The sequence below is a fragment of the Pedobacter ginsengisoli genome, assembly GCF_030244015.1.
Lineage (GTDB): Bacteria > Bacteroidota > Bacteroidia > Sphingobacteriales > Sphingobacteriaceae > Pedobacter > Pedobacter ginsengisoli.
Genome location: NZ_JASSYX010000003.1, coordinates 291,710 through 308,710, shown reverse-complemented (window position 1 = coordinate 308,710; position 17,001 = coordinate 291,710). Strand labels below are relative to the sequence as shown.

The 17,001-nt window shown below is 43.6% G+C and carries 16 protein-coding genes; 9 read left to right on the top strand and 7 right to left on the bottom strand.

Annotation, left to right across the window (positions count from 1 at the left end):
• The first annotated feature begins 3 nt into the window (after positions 1-3).
• Together QEP08_RS13420 and QEP08_RS13415 are read left to right on the top strand one after the other, a co-directional pair.
• Positions 4-429, top strand: coding sequence for a FixH family protein (locus QEP08_RS13420; RefSeq protein WP_285058724.1), 426 nt, complete (start codon positions 4-6; stop codon positions 427-429).
• Positions 426-1,112, top strand: a complete 687-nt coding sequence (locus QEP08_RS13415) for a sulfite exporter TauE/SafE family protein (protein ID WP_285058722.1) — start codon at positions 426-428, stop codon at positions 1,110-1,112. Before QEP08_RS13420 ends, QEP08_RS13415 begins: the two co-directional genes overlap by 4 nt.
• Position 1,113: 1 nt before the next feature.
• Here QEP08_RS13415 and hemN read toward each other — a convergent pair whose 3' ends face one another.
• From hemN to QEP08_RS13395, 4 genes are all read right to left on the bottom strand, one after another.
• The gene (gene hemN / locus QEP08_RS13410; protein WP_285058720.1) at positions 1,114-2,472 is read right to left on the bottom strand and encodes an oxygen-independent coproporphyrinogen III oxidase; all 1,359 of its coding nucleotides are present in this window, start codon (positions 2,470-2,472) and stop codon (positions 1,114-1,116) included.
• Positions 2,473-2,485: 13 nt separating this feature from the next.
• A complete protein-coding gene (locus tag QEP08_RS13405) occupies positions 2,486-2,938 on the bottom strand; it encodes a Rossmann-fold NAD(P)-binding domain-containing protein (RefSeq protein WP_285058719.1) in 453 nt (150 codons plus the stop codon).
• Positions 2,939-3,017: 79 nt separating this feature from the next.
• Positions 3,018-4,076: a response regulator gene (locus QEP08_RS13400; RefSeq protein ID WP_285058718.1), complete on the bottom strand. Its 1,059-nt coding sequence runs from the start codon at positions 4,074-4,076 to the stop codon at positions 3,018-3,020.
• Between the two features lie 18 nt (positions 4,077-4,094).
• Positions 4,095-5,279: a PAS domain-containing sensor histidine kinase gene (locus tag QEP08_RS13395; protein WP_285058716.1), complete on the bottom strand. Its 1,185-nt coding sequence runs from the start codon at positions 5,277-5,279 to the stop codon at positions 4,095-4,097.
• A gap of 134 nt (positions 5,280-5,413) precedes the next feature.
• On the opposite strand from QEP08_RS13395, the gene QEP08_RS13390 reads away from it, so the two are divergent.
• The 5 genes from QEP08_RS13390 to QEP08_RS13370 all read left to right on the top strand — a co-directional run bounded on the left by QEP08_RS13390 (position 5,414) and on the right by QEP08_RS13370 (position 10,387).
• On the top strand, positions 5,414-7,204 hold the full coding sequence (locus QEP08_RS13390; protein WP_285058715.1) for a hypothetical protein: 1,791 nt from the start codon (positions 5,414-5,416) through the stop codon (positions 7,202-7,204).
• A gap of 2 nt (positions 7,205-7,206) precedes the next feature.
• Entirely contained in the window at positions 7,207-7,812 is a 606-nt protein-coding gene (locus QEP08_RS13385; RefSeq protein ID WP_285058714.1) for a YceI family protein, read from the top strand.
• A 4-nt stretch (positions 7,813-7,816) separates the two neighbouring features.
• On the top strand, positions 7,817-8,224 hold the full coding sequence (locus tag QEP08_RS13380; RefSeq protein ID WP_285058712.1) for a hypothetical protein: 408 nt from the start codon (positions 7,817-7,819) through the stop codon (positions 8,222-8,224).
• 131 nt (positions 8,225-8,355) lie between these two features.
• Positions 8,356-8,979 carry a YceI family protein gene (locus QEP08_RS13375; protein WP_285058711.1) on the top strand — a complete coding sequence of 208 codons (624 nt, stop codon included), beginning with the start codon at positions 8,356-8,358 and terminating at the stop codon, positions 8,977-8,979.
• 25 nt (positions 8,980-9,004) lie between these two features.
• Positions 9,005-10,387, top strand: a complete 1,383-nt coding sequence (locus tag QEP08_RS13370) for a hypothetical protein (RefSeq protein WP_285058709.1) — start codon at positions 9,005-9,007, stop codon at positions 10,385-10,387.
• A gap of 87 nt (positions 10,388-10,474) precedes the next feature.
• On the opposite strand, the gene QEP08_RS13365 is transcribed toward QEP08_RS13370, so the two are convergent.
• Genes QEP08_RS13365 through QEP08_RS13355 form a run of 3 tightly spaced genes read right to left on the bottom strand, consistent with a single transcriptional unit; the run spans position 10,475 to position 13,701 of the window.
• Positions 10,475-11,752 (bottom strand): acetyl-CoA hydrolase/transferase family protein, encoded by a 1,278-nt coding sequence (locus tag QEP08_RS13365; RefSeq protein ID WP_285058708.1) that lies wholly within the window; start codon positions 11,750-11,752, stop codon positions 10,475-10,477.
• A gap of 12 nt (positions 11,753-11,764) precedes the next feature.
• Positions 11,765-12,796 carry an alcohol dehydrogenase AdhP gene (gene adhP / locus QEP08_RS13360; protein ID WP_285058707.1) on the bottom strand — a complete coding sequence of 344 codons (1,032 nt, stop codon included), beginning with the start codon at positions 12,794-12,796 and terminating at the stop codon, positions 11,765-11,767.
• Between the two features lie 26 nt (positions 12,797-12,822).
• The gene (locus QEP08_RS13355; protein ID WP_285058706.1) at positions 12,823-13,701 is read right to left on the bottom strand and encodes a universal stress protein; all 879 of its coding nucleotides are present in this window, start codon (positions 13,699-13,701) and stop codon (positions 12,823-12,825) included.
• Positions 13,702-14,030: 329 nt separating this feature from the next.
• Here QEP08_RS13355 and QEP08_RS13350 point away from each other — a divergent pair, with 329 nt between their 5' ends.
• Complete coding sequence (locus QEP08_RS13350; protein WP_285058705.1) at positions 14,031-14,627, top strand: Crp/Fnr family transcriptional regulator; 597 nt, start codon at positions 14,031-14,033, stop codon at positions 14,625-14,627.
• A 110-nt stretch (positions 14,628-14,737) separates the two neighbouring features.
• Positions 14,738-16,996, top strand: coding sequence for a nitric-oxide reductase large subunit (locus QEP08_RS13345; RefSeq protein ID WP_285058704.1), 2,259 nt, complete (start codon positions 14,738-14,740; stop codon positions 16,994-16,996).
• Positions 16,997-17,001: the final 5 nt, after the last annotated feature.

Here is a 17,001-nt window from a genome sequence, read left to right as displayed (position 1 = left end):
ATTATGAACTGGGGAACAAAGATAATTATCGGAATGCTTACGTTTATGTCCTTCATCCTGATCCTGTCGATCCTGATGTTTCGCAGCGATACCGACGCATTGGTGGACAAGGACTATTATGAAAAAGGATTAAAATATGATGAAACGTACCGGTTGAAAGAGCAGGTTCTGCTGGACAGTGTCATCCCGGATATATTTGTTGGAAAAGAATCAGTTATCATTACTTTTCAAACAATTTCAGAGGGAACAATTAAGCTTGTACGTACTGCTGATCAACGCCAGGACAGGATTCTGCCGTTCAAAACCAGTGAAGAAAATAAGGTAGAAATACCTTTAAATTCATTACCAGGTGGACAATGGAAACTGATCTTAAACTGGAGGAGCGGTGGAAAGTTTTATTTAAATGAACAGGAGGTAATTATTCCATGAGCAATGACAGACTGGCTTTTTTTATAGGTTTGCTGGGTTCACTCCACTGTATTGGAATGTGCGGTCCGCTGGCTTTCGCAGTGCCGGTAAATCAGCCAGGCTGGTTTTATCTGTTGTGGAACAAATTGATCTATCAGCTTGGTCGAATTGTTTCTTACTGTGCCTTCGGCGTCCTGGTGGGCATTCTTGGCAGGCAGTTCTGGTCATCGGGCGTCCAGCAGGGGACCAGCGTACTTACCGGCCTGTTCATTCTGCTTGCTGCATCTTCAAGGTTATTCAAATGGCACTCCCGTTTCAAAAACCCTGCTATAGTCCTGAAGCCCTTTAACTACTTATTTGACTTTGCGCTTCGGCACAAGGCAAATCATCTGTTCATCGGGGTGATAAATGGTTTGCTGCCTTGTGGCTTTGTCTACCTGGCTTTGGCAGGAGCAATAAATACCGGCAGCATTCAAGGCTCGGTCTCTTACATGTTCTGGTTTGGAGCAGGCACTACACCGTTAATGTTTGCTGCAACCATCATTGTCGGATTCTCAGGTCTATCTTTCAGGAATAAGTTAAATAAAGCCACCCCTTACCTGATGCTGGTGTTGGGTATATGGTTTATCTTACGCGGACTCGAACTGAACATTCCTTATTTAAGCCCGCAAGCACCTGATTCACAAACTCAGGTATGCAAATAATTCAATCAGTTACACTAAATTTTTGTGTTTCTGGTTGCCTTGCCCACAACCTGGCATCAAAAGCCATACAGATATTCCTTAGAAAACGCTTACCCAAAGGCGTGACTTTAAGTTCATACTCACCGAGTTCAACCAGCCCGTCATCGGTGAGAGTCTTCAGTCTTTCCATGGTGTCTTTCATTTCCGGCTGCTGTCCCTCTGCAAGATCCCAGGAGGTGTAAGCCCGGCACATAATGTTCAAAATATGTCGTCTTATGACCAGGTCTGTTTCGCTAAGAATATGGCCCCTGAAAACAGGAAATTTACTCTCGTTAACTAGTTTCAGATAACCCTCGACTGTCTTGACATTTTGTGAGAATGCGGTCCAGCAGTCACTTATGGCAGATACACCAAGACCAATCAGAACATTGCCTGCATGCTCTGTATATCCCATAAAATTCCGGTGGAGGGTCCTATTAAGTTCCGATTGATAAAGACTGTCCGTCTTCAAGGTAAAGTGATCCATTCCAATCTCAACATAGCCAGCCGCAATAAATCTTTCTCTCCCGAGTTCATATAGCTTATTTTTTAATTCTGATGAAGGCAAATGTGCTTCCGTGTATCTCCGTTGTCCCGGTTTTATCCAGGGCACGTGAGCATAGCTGTAAAAAGCGATCCTGTCCGGACGCAACCGTAGTACCTTATCTATGGTATTCCCGAGGCCTTCCAGTGTTTGCAATGGCAGGCCGTAGATCAGGTCATAATTGACGGACACGTAACCCAGCGCTCTTGCCTGATCCGTAACTGTCTTCACGGATTCGTACGACTGCATCCGGTTAATGATCTGCTGTACCTTAACATCAAAATCCTGTATACCCAGGCTGATCCTTCGAAAACCCAATCCATATAGTGTGAACAAATGCTTCTCAGTAGTATTGTTGGGGTGACCCTCTATACTAAACTCAGCATCCTGATGGACATCAGCAATACTGGTAAGGCCGTTGATTAACAAGGCCAGGTTTTCCGGACTAAAAAAAGTAGGGGTGCCACCACCCAGGTGGATCTCTCTAATGACCGGTTTTCTGCCCATCAGGACGACATACTGTTTCCATTCCTTAAGCACTGCTTCTATATAAGGTTTTTCTACGCCATGATTTTTGGTAATTCGGGTGTTACATCCGCAATAGGTACATAGGCTTTCACAGAAAGGCAGGTGAACGTACAAACTCAGTTCCCCTTGTTCATTTTCAAAAGAGGAAACCAATGCCTCCAGCCATTTTTGTTGATCAAAACTTTGTTCATCCCAATATGGAACTGTCGGATAACTTGTGTATCTCGGCGCCGCAACGCGATATTTTTCTGAAAGCGGTTTAATGTACATAACCAGGTAGTTCTTATTTTTTAATCTTTTTGTCCGGGAGCTGATCACAGGAATTTGAACAGACACAGGCATCGCCAAGGCACTTGTTCATCTGCCATTTGTCCAGATTCCTAATGGTTTCAATAGCCAGAGCCATTGGAAGATCTTCCAGGTTCAGGGGCATTAAAACTGAGTGCGGGACGTTGCCGATCTTTATGTTATGCTTACGGGCGGCCAGGTGATCTATATGTGAAGTGTCAGTAGACCTTGTCGCAATATATTTTACACCCAGATCCGCAAGCTTTTCAATAACTGATGCACAAACAAGGTCATCTGTAAAGACCACAACAGCCTCTTTCCCCTTCGCATAAAAAGCGGTTTCAGCTGACAGTGAATTGGAAATCAGGGTGATCTCGTGTTTTTTATGATTTGCTATGGCCAGTGGCTCTTTCTCGGCCGATTTTATACTATACGCAACAACTCTCATTCTATTGATTTTACATCAAAGTTAGCTGTAGCCAGACAGGTAAAGAATGAGGTTCGTCACACAAGATTCGTGACGTTCATCAGTTTTTCATGTTTTGCAGTTTTATCCGGTCGAGTATAGTAATCTGGCTGGCCTTCCTTTCGATGAGGCCTTCATCTTTAAAATCGCTTAAGATCCGGCTTACGGTTTCTGTCGCCATACCCGCCATACCCGCAAGGTTATCACGGGAAACACTCAGACTTTGAGTGTCACCGACAAGATTCTGCTTAAATAAACGCAGTAATACCTCAGCCATTCTCTTCCTTACTGAATTATAAGCCAGTTGCAGCAATTGTTCTTCCCTGATCAGCACGTTATTGGCCAGCATCTTTATAAACTGACCGGCAACGTCGGGGTATTTACTCAATAATTCTTCAACAGGTTCTTTAGGCAGCAAGCACAATGCGGTATCTTCCATAGCCTCTGCCGTGTCCCTGTAATTTTCACCGGCGAGCAAGGCCGGAACGCCAAAATACTCCTCAGCACCATACATGCCTGTCAGCAGTTCCCGGCCGTCAGCAGCAATTTTCAGCGTTTTAACATTTCCTGAAACTACCAGATAGATGCCATTGACTGAATCTCCCTCATAATAAATGATCTGTTTTTTTTTGATATGTCTTACTTTGCGTTCAGATACCAGTTTTTTTAGTTCGTCATTTCCTTTATTCCCTTGCAAAAGCGTACCCAGCTTTTCCAGTGACTGACTGTAGATCTTTTTTTGTATATCTTTTTTATTGAGCCTGCATTCAATAGCATTGAACAACTCCACTTCATCGAACGGCTTCGTAAGGTAATCATCTGCGCCCATCTCCATGCCCTTGCGCATGTCGATCCTTTCAGTCTTAGCCGTCAGAAAAATAAAGGGAATCACAGAGGTCTCCGGATTTTTGGCCAGAAGATGAAGCACACCAAAACCATCCAGTTCAGGCATCATGATGTCACAAAGTATAAGGTCGGGAATATGCTTTAAAGCCAGCTCAACACCTTGTTTGCCATTAGATGCTTTGATCACAGCATAATTTCCCAACTCAAGTATCTCCGCTGTACTTTCACGGATGTCCTCATTGTCTTCAATGATTAGAATACTGTGTTTTTTCATAATTTCTGTCGTTTGGTTTTATTTAGTAAATGAAAGGATAAACTTAGCTCCCTTATTAATTTCACTTTCAAAATGCAGCTCACCGTGCATCAGCCTGGCATAGCGCAATACAATGTTGAGTCCGAGACCTGTTCCCGGAATGTTGCCCGTATTATTGGCCCTGAAAAAGGGCTGAAACATATTCTTGTGTTCTGACTGCGGAATACCAATGCCATTGTCCCTGATCATCACTGTGCATTTCGAATCACTGATTTCTGTGTTAAATTCAATAAAAGTATGTTCACCAGAATACTTGATCGAATTGGAGATCAGGTTGATCATGCAGTTCCTCAATAAATTCTGGTCCAGATTTACCATGCTTTCCAAACCAGTATGCTGATAGATAATATTCTGGTCTTCCTTCGCAATCATCTGCATTTCCTCCGTTACTTCTTCAGAAAGTTTTACCAGATCAAAAGGAGTAAAGGCAGGCTCTACCTTGCCAGCTTCCAGGCGCTCCAGTGAAAGAAAATCATTTAGGATTGTAGTGAGGTTTCCTACAGCATTCTTGATCTTGCTTACATGTTTTTTAATGTGAACATTGTCATAAGGTTCCGCATACTTCTCAATCAGCACCGAAGAAAGCTGTACCGAACTTAGCGGAGTCCTGAATTCATGGGAAGCCATGGAAACAAACCGGCTCTTCATCTGGTTCAGCTCTTTTTCCTTTTCCAGAGACAAGCTTACCTCTTCTTTAGCCTCACTCAAGGCATTTACCATCTTTTTTAAAGATTTTGTGCGCTCCTCAACCAGTTCCTCCAATTCCGATGCATATTCCTTCAGACGCTGTTCAGCTTCCTTTTCCCTTGACAGGTCATGAATGAACCCCGTGTAAATGGTACGGTCATCATATTGTACCTCACTCACTGCAAGGCGGAACGGAAAAGTTGTTCCATCTTTGCGCAATCCCCTGACTTCCCTGCCTTTTCCAATGATGCGTTTTTCGCCGGTACTCTGGTACCTGTGAAGATAATCATCATGACTGCTTTTATCTGGTTCCGGCATCAGCATAGAAACGTTGTTTCCGATTACTTCCTCTTCAGTATATCCAAAGAGCTTCAGCGCAGCCGGATTTAAACTTTCGACTATGCCCCGGTTGTCAATAGTGAGTATACCGTCGATCGCAGTTTCAATAATAGCTTTAAGCAGTTTAGCAGGTTCCATATGGTCTTTTTACTGATGAGTACAAATGTAATGACCCCGGTTTTAAAATTAGATAATAAGGATCATCGCCAATAGTGATAAAGATCACAAATTTTCAGCAGTAATCTGAGCTACTTTGCGATTAAAAAAAGATAATGCAACATACTTTTCATATCCCTGTACTTGGCTTAGGCTATTCCATAGATACTCCTTTAAAAGTAGCCAGATACGGTATCTCTTCCGTAGTCTCCATTGTAGACGATGAACTGACTGAAAGAATGAGAAAATATCACGCAGCATTGAATCATGAACCTTACCATCCGATCAGCAAAACCGACCATGATGGAAGAGCCCTGAGAATTACAGCTTACCTGAATCTTTTGCAAAAACTGGTATCCGGTCAAATTACTGCATTAAAAGCACTAAGCTTCGATGAACCCAATGATCTTTGCAAGTATTTTGACCTGCTCCCGTCAAGCTCGGGATTGAGGTCCAAATATAATATCATGCTCCAAATGCCTGAAGGTATCGGTAAAGACAGGCTAATTAAAGAACTAAAGGAAGGAATTAAAGCGGGTGACATCAATGTAAATATCATGTCCAAAGTTGATAAGGCAAACTATCAGAATGGAATTTATACCGGCGACAAAAATACCGACGCACTGGCCGCGATCCGGGGATTCGCCGCGAGCAATCTTAACACATCAGTAGTTATTTCAGCTGGTTTAAACCCAAGGCTTTTCAGCTATATGGAAGAACTGGAGTGTTTTCTACCCTCGGCAGACGGCCACTTCCTGAAAAAGATCATCCTAAAAGTGAGTGATTACCGATCGGCAATAATACAGGCAAAAGTACTGGCCAAAAAAGGATTATGGGTTTCCGAATTCAGAATTGAGTCGGGGCTTAACTGCGGAGGACATGCATTTGCGACTGAGGGCCTGCTGCTTGGTCCAATACTTCAGGAATTTAAAGACAACAGAAAAACACTATACCAGGAACTGCTCGACCTTTATCAGCAAACGCTGGAGATAAAAAACATGCCTGTTCCTAGTTTAAACCCCGTACAGCTGATCACTGTACAGGGGGGGATAGGTACATCAGAAGAACACGAATTCCTGATCAATTACTACCAACTCGACGCCACTGGCTGGGGAAGCCCGTTCTTACTCGTTCCAGAAGCAACCAGCGTAGATGTGAACACACTCAGTGATCTTAAACAAGCAGATGAAAATGACTTTTATCTGAGTAATGCTTCTCCTTTGGGTATCCCCTTCAACAATTTTCGCAAGAGCACATCCGAGCGGCAACGGCTGGAAAGGATAGAACGCGGGCGCCCCGGGAGTCCCTGCACTAAGAAATACCTGTGCAGCAATACAGAATTTACCGATGAACCAATTTGCACTGCCTCAAGGGAGTATCAGCATCTGAAGATCAGGCAGCTGAAATCATCAGCCATTCCTCAGGAACAGCTGACCCGTGAAATAAGTAAAATTACAGAAAAATTGTGTTTATGTGTAGGTTTATGTAATTCAGCCTATCTAAAGTACAATATACTGAAGCCCAGGGAAAACCAGGCAGTCAGTATCTGCCCCGGGCCCAATCTTGCTTATTTCTCTGGTGAATACAGTCTGAAAGAAATGGTTGGACATATTTATGGCAGAGAGAACGTGCTTGGTGGAGTAAACAGGCCAAACCTGTTTGTTAAGGAATTTGGATTATATGTAGACTATCTCAGGAAAGAAATTGAGGGTACACTAGAGATTAGCGCTAAAAAGGCAAAATATTTCAGCAAATTCTATGATCAGCTAACCGCCGGTGTCAAGTATTATAAAGATCTTATTATTCAATCAGATCTGGCAAAGCAGATCTGGGATCATGATCAGTTACACCGGTTCGAAATGATCAGCAATAAACTTGTGAGTTCAGTCCGGCCCGCCCTTATATGATCATGAGTGCTTTACTCAAATCACTTCTTTTATTCGTCAGCCTTTACACAGCGTTCTGGAGACCCGCAGTTAAATCTCCTGCAGTTAAGTGGGTACTGGGTAAAGACTGCACACTAAAAGTTAACGGAAGCACCAACATCAATAAGTTTAGCTGTATAATTCCTGATTATCCTAAACCCGACACTTTAACCATCTATGGACCGGATCAGAATGAACCCGTACAAATCACAGGCTCCATGGTACTTGATGTACAAAGCTTTGATTGCCACAATCTAATGATGACTAAAGATTTAAGGAGAACATTGAAGCAAAAGGAATTTCCAAAAATCCGGATCAGTTTTATAAACCTTAGCAAATACCCTGACAAGGGTGGAGAAGCCGAACTTATTAAAGGAACAGTTAACATAGAGCTTGCAGGGATTAAAAAAAGGTACAGTATAAATTACAGGACTATTCCAAGCGGGAAGGCAAAGCTCACGTTGATCGGAAGTCAAACCATAAACTTCTCAGATTTTGATATCGTTCCACCAAGAAGATTAGGGGGCATGATTAAAACCAACGATATGCTGAGCGCAGAATTTGTACTTAAAGTGAATATTTTAAATTAGTAAAATGAAAAAAGTCATCTTTCCCGGACTCATAGCAGGGACAATATTATTTATAATATGTTACGGCGGGCTGTATATGGCGGTCAGGTTATTTCCTGGTTTATTTATCGAATACAATAACCCCCTTTTCAATTCTGATGGCAACAGGGACCTGCTGTTCTACCTCCACGCATTTATCATTAGCCTGGCGCTTTCCTGGTTCTGGGAAAGATTCAAAAGCCTGTTTCACGGTTCCTTTCTTTTGAGGGGTCTGGAATTTGGTTTTGTATATGCTATTGTGGCTTTACTACCTGTGATGTGGATTACGTTCAGCGCATTGGATATCACTGTTTTAATGGTTTTAAGTTGGTTTTCTTATGGCTTAATGCAGGCGATTGTCGCTGGGATCATATTTGCTAAAATCAACCCGTAAATTCTCATCAATAGATGATCAGCATCATTTTTAAGCATGTGTGCCATCATGCGTCGTGCTTCCAATACCAGGTACTTTTGACTAACGGTTCGAATTAACGGCCGATCTAGTATTTACTTAATTACATGGTTATGAAAACACATTACCTTTTACAATTTTTATATTGTACCACGCTAATTACCGCAGTCTCTGTCACCGGACTCCGCGCGCAGGATTTTTATAAACTGAGCGGTTCAAAAGAAAACAGCATTAAAGTCCTTGGTACTTCCAACGTACATGACTGGATCATGTACGCCCAAAACCCTATTGCCGAAGCATCGTTTAGTGCCCCGGCTGGTGATGAGGGAGTGCCAAAAAACCTATATACATTGAGTTTCAGTGTAAGTGCCAAAGGTTTGAAAAGTGAACATACATCAATGGACAACAGAGCTTACAAAACCATCAAAGCAGAAACTTATCCGACAATAACCTTTAAGCTGATCAGCTCAGTCATAACTCCGGTGAAGAAAAATACCTTTCTCATCAAGTCTACAGGCACTTTAAGCATCGCAGGTACTTCCAAAACCATTGTAATGCAGGTAAACGGAAGCATGAATGACGACAATTCAATCACTTGTTCAGGACAGCAAAAAATAAAACTCACAGACTTTAATATCCAGCCCCCGAGTTTTTTGATGGGCGCTATGAAAGTAGGCGACGACCTGACAATTCAGTACGGCCTTACCTTTAAAAAAGCAACACAAAATTCAAAATAAATATTCACAACAATAACCAATAATCATGAAAACAAATATACCATTTGCCGGTTTCACAGGCGTACTTCTTATGGCCTGTATGATTAGTCCTTTAACAAGTGCCGCCCAATTTCAGAAAGTAGATAACCTCAGGCCTTATGATAAAACAGGCATCAATGTTTTTGAAGATCCGAAAGACTCGGCCTCTGCATTTGACGGTTTAAAATTAAAATTCGGTGCAGGCTTTACGCAGCAGTTCCAAAACCTGAAACACAAAAATCCGGACGCATTAAACAATACCATCGGTTCATTTAATCCGGCAGTAGCAGGGAACAGGCTAAAAGTCATTACCCCTGGCTTCCAGACTGCACAGGCCAACCTGTACATGGATGTCCAGCTGGCCGATGGGATCAGATTAAATATCACCAGTTACCTTTCTACAAAACACCACAACGAGACCTGGGTCAAAGGCGGATACATCCAGTTTGACAAACTCCCGTTTAATGGCAAGATCTGGGACGATATCATGGAGATCGCAACCATTAAAATAGGTCACTTTGAAGTTGATTACGGTGATCAGCACTTCAGGAGAAGTGACGGCGGTAACGCTATTTATAACCCGTTTATGGAAGGTAATATCGTTGATGAATTTGCCACTGAAATCGGTGGACAGGTTATGTTAAGGAGAAACGGTTTCTTTGGGCTGTTAGGTGCAACCAATGGAATGATCAAAGGTAATGTAGATTCTTTGTATGCCGCTTCAAACCCTGACGGAAAGTACCATAAATCCCCTTCGATACTATTAAAAGGCGGGTTTGACAAACAGGTTATGAAAGATGTCCGCCTTAGAGTCAGCGGGTCATATTATGGCAACCAAAGTTCAGGCAGCAATACCATTTTTGGGGGTGACCGTTCAGGGTCCAATTATCAGTATATCATGGAATTGAACTCCGCCAATCCAAGCAGCACAACAGGAGCCGGTACTCCGCTGGCGTTCTCCGGCCGTTTCAATCCGGGATTCAGTAAAAAAGTAAATACCATTATGCTGAACGGCTTTCTAAAAGTAAAAGGGCTGGAGCTTTTCGGTACTTACGAAACCGCCTCAGGGAGAACAGCGAAAGAAACAGATACCAGGAAAATGCAACAGTTCGCAGGTGATGCAGTTTACAGATTCGGTAAAACAGAGAACTTTTTTGTCGGCGCAAAATACAATGCAGTTACCGCGCATTTAGCAAATACCGCGGCAATAACTTATACTGACGATGTCAAAGTTGATCGCGTTGCGGGGGCAGCCGGATGGTTTCTTACTAAGAATATTCTGTTAAAAGGGGAGTATGTAGTGCAAAAATATAAGGACTTCCCAACCCAGGATTATCGTGCCGGTGGTAAATTCAATGGTTACGTAATAGAAGCGGTCGTTGGATTTTAAAACGAAGCCGTTCGATAGTACATAAATAAAACAGGGGGAGCTGAAAAGCTCCCCCTGTTTTATTTAATAAAGTCAACTCGTTGATCCCTATCCAAACCTATTGAAACAAGCCTTTTCTAGCATCTCCCTGTGATCAGGATGTGCAATAGCTGTCAGTGCCTCGGCTCTTTGCCTCAGGTTCTTGCCAAACAGATTCACAATGCCATATTCAGTCACTACCCAATGAACGTGTCCGCGGGTAGTTACAACACCTGCGCCCTCTTTAAGAAAAGGAACAATCCTGCTAATGCCTTTATTGGTCTGAGACGGAAGAGCAATAATAGGTTTTCCGCCTTCCGATAAAGACGCGCCACGCATAAAATCCATCTGCCCGCCTATTCCCGAAAACTGATAGGTTCCTATGGAATCTGCACAGACCTGACCTGTCAGATCCAGCTCAATTGCACTATTTATAGCTACTACCTTTGGATTTTGTCTGATGATGCTGGTATCATTTACGTAACTGATATCCATTACCCGGACAGCTGGGTTATCATCCACAAAATCATAAAGTTTTCTGGTGCCTGCCATAAAAGCAGTCACAGACCTGCCCCTGTTTAGTTTCTTCAGGCTATTGTCGATCACGCCTCTGTTGATCAGCTCGATCACCCCATCAGAAAACATCTCCGTATGGAGGCCGAGATTTTTATGGCCCTCCAGATTTTTCAGCACCTGATCCGGAATACTGCCAATACCCAGCTGTAAGGTCGCTCCATCCTCGACAAGAGAAGCAACATGATGGCCGATCTTGCTCACAATATCGTTAGTTTCGGCAGCATAGTCTATTACTGGCAATTCCGCTTCCTGATAGACCATTGCGGTAATTTTACTGATGTGGATGAAACTCTCTCCATGGGTTCTGGGCATTCGCCGGTTTACCTGGGCAATGATGATCCTGGCCGTATCCACGGCAGCCCGTGCGATATCCACCGAGGTACCCAGCGAACAGTAACCATGCAGGTCAGGTGCAGACACCTGCACCAGTGCCACATCAATCGGCAGGATTTTTTTAAGGAACAATTGCGGGATCTGGCTTAAAAAGATCGGCACATAGTCGCCCCGCTCACTATTCACAACTGCGCGCGTAGCAGCAGAAACGAACAACGAGTTGACAAAAAAAGACCTGCGGTGTTCCGGCAGGTCAAAATTCACATCTCCAAGCGTGGTGATGCTCACCAGCTCTACATTCGTCAGCTCCGCATGCCTTTTTTGCATGGCCTTTACCAGGCAGACTGGTGTTGCCGCGCTGCCATGGATAAAGACCCTGCTGTCCGATCTGATTAGTCTCACTGCCTCATTGGCATTCATTATTTTCGTATTATTCATCCTTAAATTCTTTTATCCTGCAATATCCAAAACTATTCTTCCCTCGACTTCTCCCTTTTTCATTTGTTCAAGCACATCGTTGATGTCTTCCAGCTTTGCGATATGAATGGTCGCTTTTACTTTGCCTTCCACTGCAAAGCCAATCGCCTCCTGCATGTCCTTGCGTGTTCCTACTATTGAGCCCCGAACCGTAAAGCGGTTAAGTACAGTATCAAAAATAGGCAGGCCAAAACTTCCTGCCGGAAGCCCGTTCAGCGCAATAGTACCCTTCCTCCTCAAAGTAGAGAGGGCCTGCTCAAAGGCGATCGGTGAAACCGCAGTAACCAGTGCGCCGTGCATGCCGCCAGTCTCTTCTTTGAGAAAGGCACCAGGTGCCTGTTCTCTGGCATTCACTGTCAGGTCGGCACCCAGCCTTTTGGCCAATGCAAGCTTTTCGTCAGAGACATCAATAGCTGCAACATGCATGCCCATTGCCTTCGCATACTGCACAGCAAGATGGCCCAATCCACCGATTCCCGAAATGGCAACCCATTCACCGGGCTTAGCTTCCGTTTCCTTGAGCCCCTTATACACGGTCACTCCCGCACAGGTAATAGGTGCCATTTCCTGAAAATTAATGCCTTCAGGAAAACGGGCCACATAACGCGCATCGGCCACTACGTATTCCGCATAGCCGCCATCCACGCTATACCCGCCATTTTGCTGGGACTCACATAAAGTCTCCCAGCCTGTAATGCAGTATTCACAGCAACCGCAGGCACTAAACAGCCAGGGAGCGCCTACAATATCTCCCTCTTTAAGATTGGTAACACCCCGGCCCAATGCCACTACATGACCGACTGCTTCATGTCCGGGAATCAGTGGCAGTTTCGGTTTTACCGGCCAGTCGCCCATACAGGCATGAAGATCTGTATGACAGACCCCGCTTGAAACTACTTTTACCAATACCTGGTTTTCACCGGGACTTTTCACCGGCACCTGTTCTATTTTTAAGGGCTTGCCAAACTCATGCAGCACAGCGGCCTTCATTGTTTTAGGAATCATAACATTCATGTTTTTATTTGTAAATATTAAAAGAGAGGATGCAGGCCCTCAGGGAAGACCAGTAAAGGAATATTGATATGGTCAGCCTGATTCTTCGTGTAACTGCCTTTAAACAAGCGGTCCAGAAATCCAAGCGGACGGTGTATCATGACCAGTATATCAATATGTCCATGCGAACTTAACCAATCAAGACCTTCGCTCACCCGGGAATTGTTGATACGCCTGAAAAAGATCTTATCGTAATCGACCTTAGAAGTAATGTTACTCAAAAACTCGTCTTCTCTTTTAAGGTGCTTATTAGATTGCCGTTTTTCATCGCTGACATGTGTTACAACAATTTCCGCGTCAAAGTACCGCGCAAATCCAGCAAGCGAATGCAGTACCTTAATGTCCTCTGCTCTCAGATCAGTAGCGAAAGCAATCTTTCTGACCTCATTAAACGCAAAGCCCGAAGGGATCAGCAGTAAAGGGAAACCACCCTTTTCAATCAGGTTGCGGCTGCTGCTGCCCAGTATAAACTTAGCAGTGGCACCTATGTCCGACATTCCAAGTACCACCAGCTGTTTCGGATTTTCTTCAACCAGTTTACCCACGATTTCTGGTACCACGCCGGCCTCACTGACGCATTTAATGCCGGGATGAAAAGAATACTTACTCGCAGCAGTATGATTTTTTTCATCCAGTTTCCTGGCTAAATCGACCAGCTGTGCCGAAGTTTCGGCCTTAAGTGTTGAGTAATCATAAGCGGGAAAGGCCGCCTGCCCCGCCATTGAATATTCCGCTGGCACCAGGAAGGCATGGCAGAGCTCAATATTAGTTTTCATATATCTGGCAATATGCAATGCATACCAGGCTGCATTTTCAGCAGAGTCGGAAAAATCAGTAGGTACTAAAATTGGTTTCATAACTTTATTTTGACACCCTAAATTTCCTGATTAATCTGATTCCGGCCGATGATAGCTATCATCAATTGGCCTGATATTAAGAAGCTAAAAAAGTGATTCCGATCATATTATATCAGATGACGGGGGAGTCAAAAAGATATTTTCCACAAATAAGTCGCGTACATGTCCTGATCCGGAAATTAGCTAAGCCTTTATTTAACTATTCAAAAAAAGATAGGCTCAATGGATGATAAAAATCAGGTGTATGTGTGATTAACGTCACGGGTGATAAAGGCCGCAGGTACTAACTTCGGCCAATAATCAAAGCTACAATATAATTATCTGATGACATGATTGAGAAAGACCTGTTAATTGAGTTCGGATCCAAAATCTCCAGATTTGATAAAGGTGAAGTTTTATTTAATCAAGGGGATATGCCAAGGTATTATTTTCAGATCCTTGATGGGACAGTTAAGATGAACAATTTCAATGATGAGGGTAAGGAGTTTGTACAGGGACTTTTTACAGCCGGTGATAGTTTTGGAGAACCTCCGTTGTTTCTTAAAGACAGCTACCCGGCAAATGCTGTCGCCGTTACTGATTCAGAGATTATCCTCTTGCCGAAAGAAAGATTTATGGAGCTGCTGGTAAGCAATCCGGCGGCCCACCTCAGCATGACGACCAACCTTGCCCGGAGACTTTATTATAAATCTATTATCGCTTCAGAAATTTCTACCCAGGAACCGGAACACCGGGTTTTAAAATTAATAGATTATTTCAAAACCAAACTCAGTAAAACACCTGCAGACAGCAGGTATAAGGTTGAAGTTACCAGGCAGCAGATTGCGGACCTGACCGGATTGAGAGTTGAAACCGTCATTCGATCTATAAAATCTCTTGAAAAAAAAGGTGAACTGCAGATCAGTAACCGCAAAGTTTTCAGATAAAGGGGACTGAAATTGCTTTCTGCCTTTATGATTTCACTCATAAAAGCCCGGCTGATATAGCGATAACTTTGACGATAAATTAATTATACAATAAATTAAAGTGCATTTAAATGAATAGGGAAAGAAAACTTTGGATAGGATTTGCATTGGTAATGAGCATTTCTTTTGCCATACTGGGCTATTTCGGTTATGAAATTTACCAGCAGGCCCCGCCTGTACCTGCCAGGATCATTTCGGCCGACCATCAGACTATTTTTACCGGGACAGAAATAAAAGATGGCCAGAACATCTGGCAAAGTATGGGTGGGCAGGAGGTAGGATCTATCTGGGGACACGGTGCTTACGTGGCTCCGGACTGGACGGCGGACTGGCTGCACAGGGAAGCGGTCTTTATTTTAGATAATTATGCAAAAAAGGACTTCAATACTAGTTTCAGTGCGCTGTCTGAGGAACAAAAAGCAGGTCTGAAGATCAGGCTTCAAAATGACATCAGAAAAAATACTTTTGATAAGAAAACCAATACCATAACGATTTCAAAAGAACGCATCGCAGCTATTGTTTATTTGAGCAATTATTACAAAGGGCTGTTTATGGATGATCCGAAATTTGATCAGTTACGCCAAGATTATGCCATTCCTAAAATGTCCATAACGGATCAGCAGAGAATGCATAAAATGAATGCTTTTTTCTTTTGGGCAACATGGGCGACGGTAACCGAGAGACCGGGGTCCAAAATATCCTATACGCACAACTGGCCGTCTGAGGAACTGGTTGGAAATGTGCCGACATCAAATTTGTTGATCTGGTCAGGCATAAGTATCATTCTGTTGATATTCTGTATCGGGGTGCTGATTTTTTACCATGTGAAATCAGGTGAAGAGGAAACGCTTGAGGTACCGGCTGAAGATCCGCTTTTGAAACAAGGCATGACTCCTTCGATGTTCCGGATTAAAAAGTATTTTCTGGTCGTCAGTTTACTGATTGTACTGCAGGTAATCATGGGTGTGATCACGGCACATTACGGGGTGGAAGGAAACGGTTTTTATGGGATTCCATTGGATCAGTTCCTGCCATATGCGGTCACCAGGACCTGGCACACGCAGCTCGCTATCTTCTGGATCGCAACAGCGTGGCTTGCTACCGGGTTATACATTGCTCCTGCGGTATCAGGAAAAGACCCTAAATTTCAGGTGTTTGGAGTGGATTTTCTATTCTTTGCCCTGCTGATCATCGTATTGGGGTCAATGGCTGGACAGTGGATGGGTGTTATGCAAAAGCTCAATTTAATACAGAACTTTTGGTTTGGCCATCAAGGTTACGAGTATGTAGATCTGGGCAGATTCTGGCAGGTCTTTTTGCTTATCGGGTTGTTTTTGTGGTTATCACTGATGATCAGACCTTTGCTTCCGGTACTCAGGAAGAAAACGGCTGAAAAGAATCTGATTGTAATGTTCCTGATCTCCTGTACGGCAATTGCAATGTTTTATGCTGCGGGGCTGATGTGGGGACGGCAAACCAATCTTGCCATTGCTGAATACTGGCGGTGGTGGGTGGTACATCTTTGGGTGGAGGGCTTTTTTGAAGTGTTCGCTACTGTCGTTATTGCATTTCTCTTTGTGCGTCTGGGTCTGCTGAAAACTAAAACCGCCACTATAAATGTAATATTTTCGACCATTATTTTCATGTCAGGCGGGATACTGGGGACTTGCCACCATTTATACTTTTCGGGAACCCCGGTTGGAGTAATGGCATTTGGCGCGACCTTTAGTGCACTGGAGATTGTCCCCCTGGTGCTTATCGGCTATGAGGCGTATCACAATTACAGGCTGTCCAAATCCACAGTTTGGATCAGGGATTACAAATGGCCTATTTACTTTATGATCGCTGTTGCTTTCTGGAATTTTCTGGGTGCCGGTATATTTGGATTTATCATTAATCCGCCGATCGCGTTGTATTATGTACAGGGATTGAATACCACTCCACTACATGGACACACCGCTTTGTTCGGGGTTTACGGAATGCTGGGTATCGGTTTGATGCTGTTTGTTTTGAGAAGTCTTTACAGGCATGAGGTCTGGAATGAAAAACTGATGAAGTTTATCTTTTGGGCCACAAATATTGGTTTGCTGGCGATGGCGCTGTTAAGCCTTTTGCCGGTCGGTATTTGGCAGGCCATAGCCAGTATAGAACACGGCATGTGGTATGCGCGTTCCAGTGAGCTTATGCAGGAACCGGCAATGGTTACTTTAAAATGGCTTAGGGCCATAGGTGACGCTATTTTTGGATTGGGCATTTTGGCACTGTGTTATTTTGTTTTCGAAATTGCATTTAGAAGAAAAAATAAAAAGGTTAATTCTCAAACTAAATAAACAGG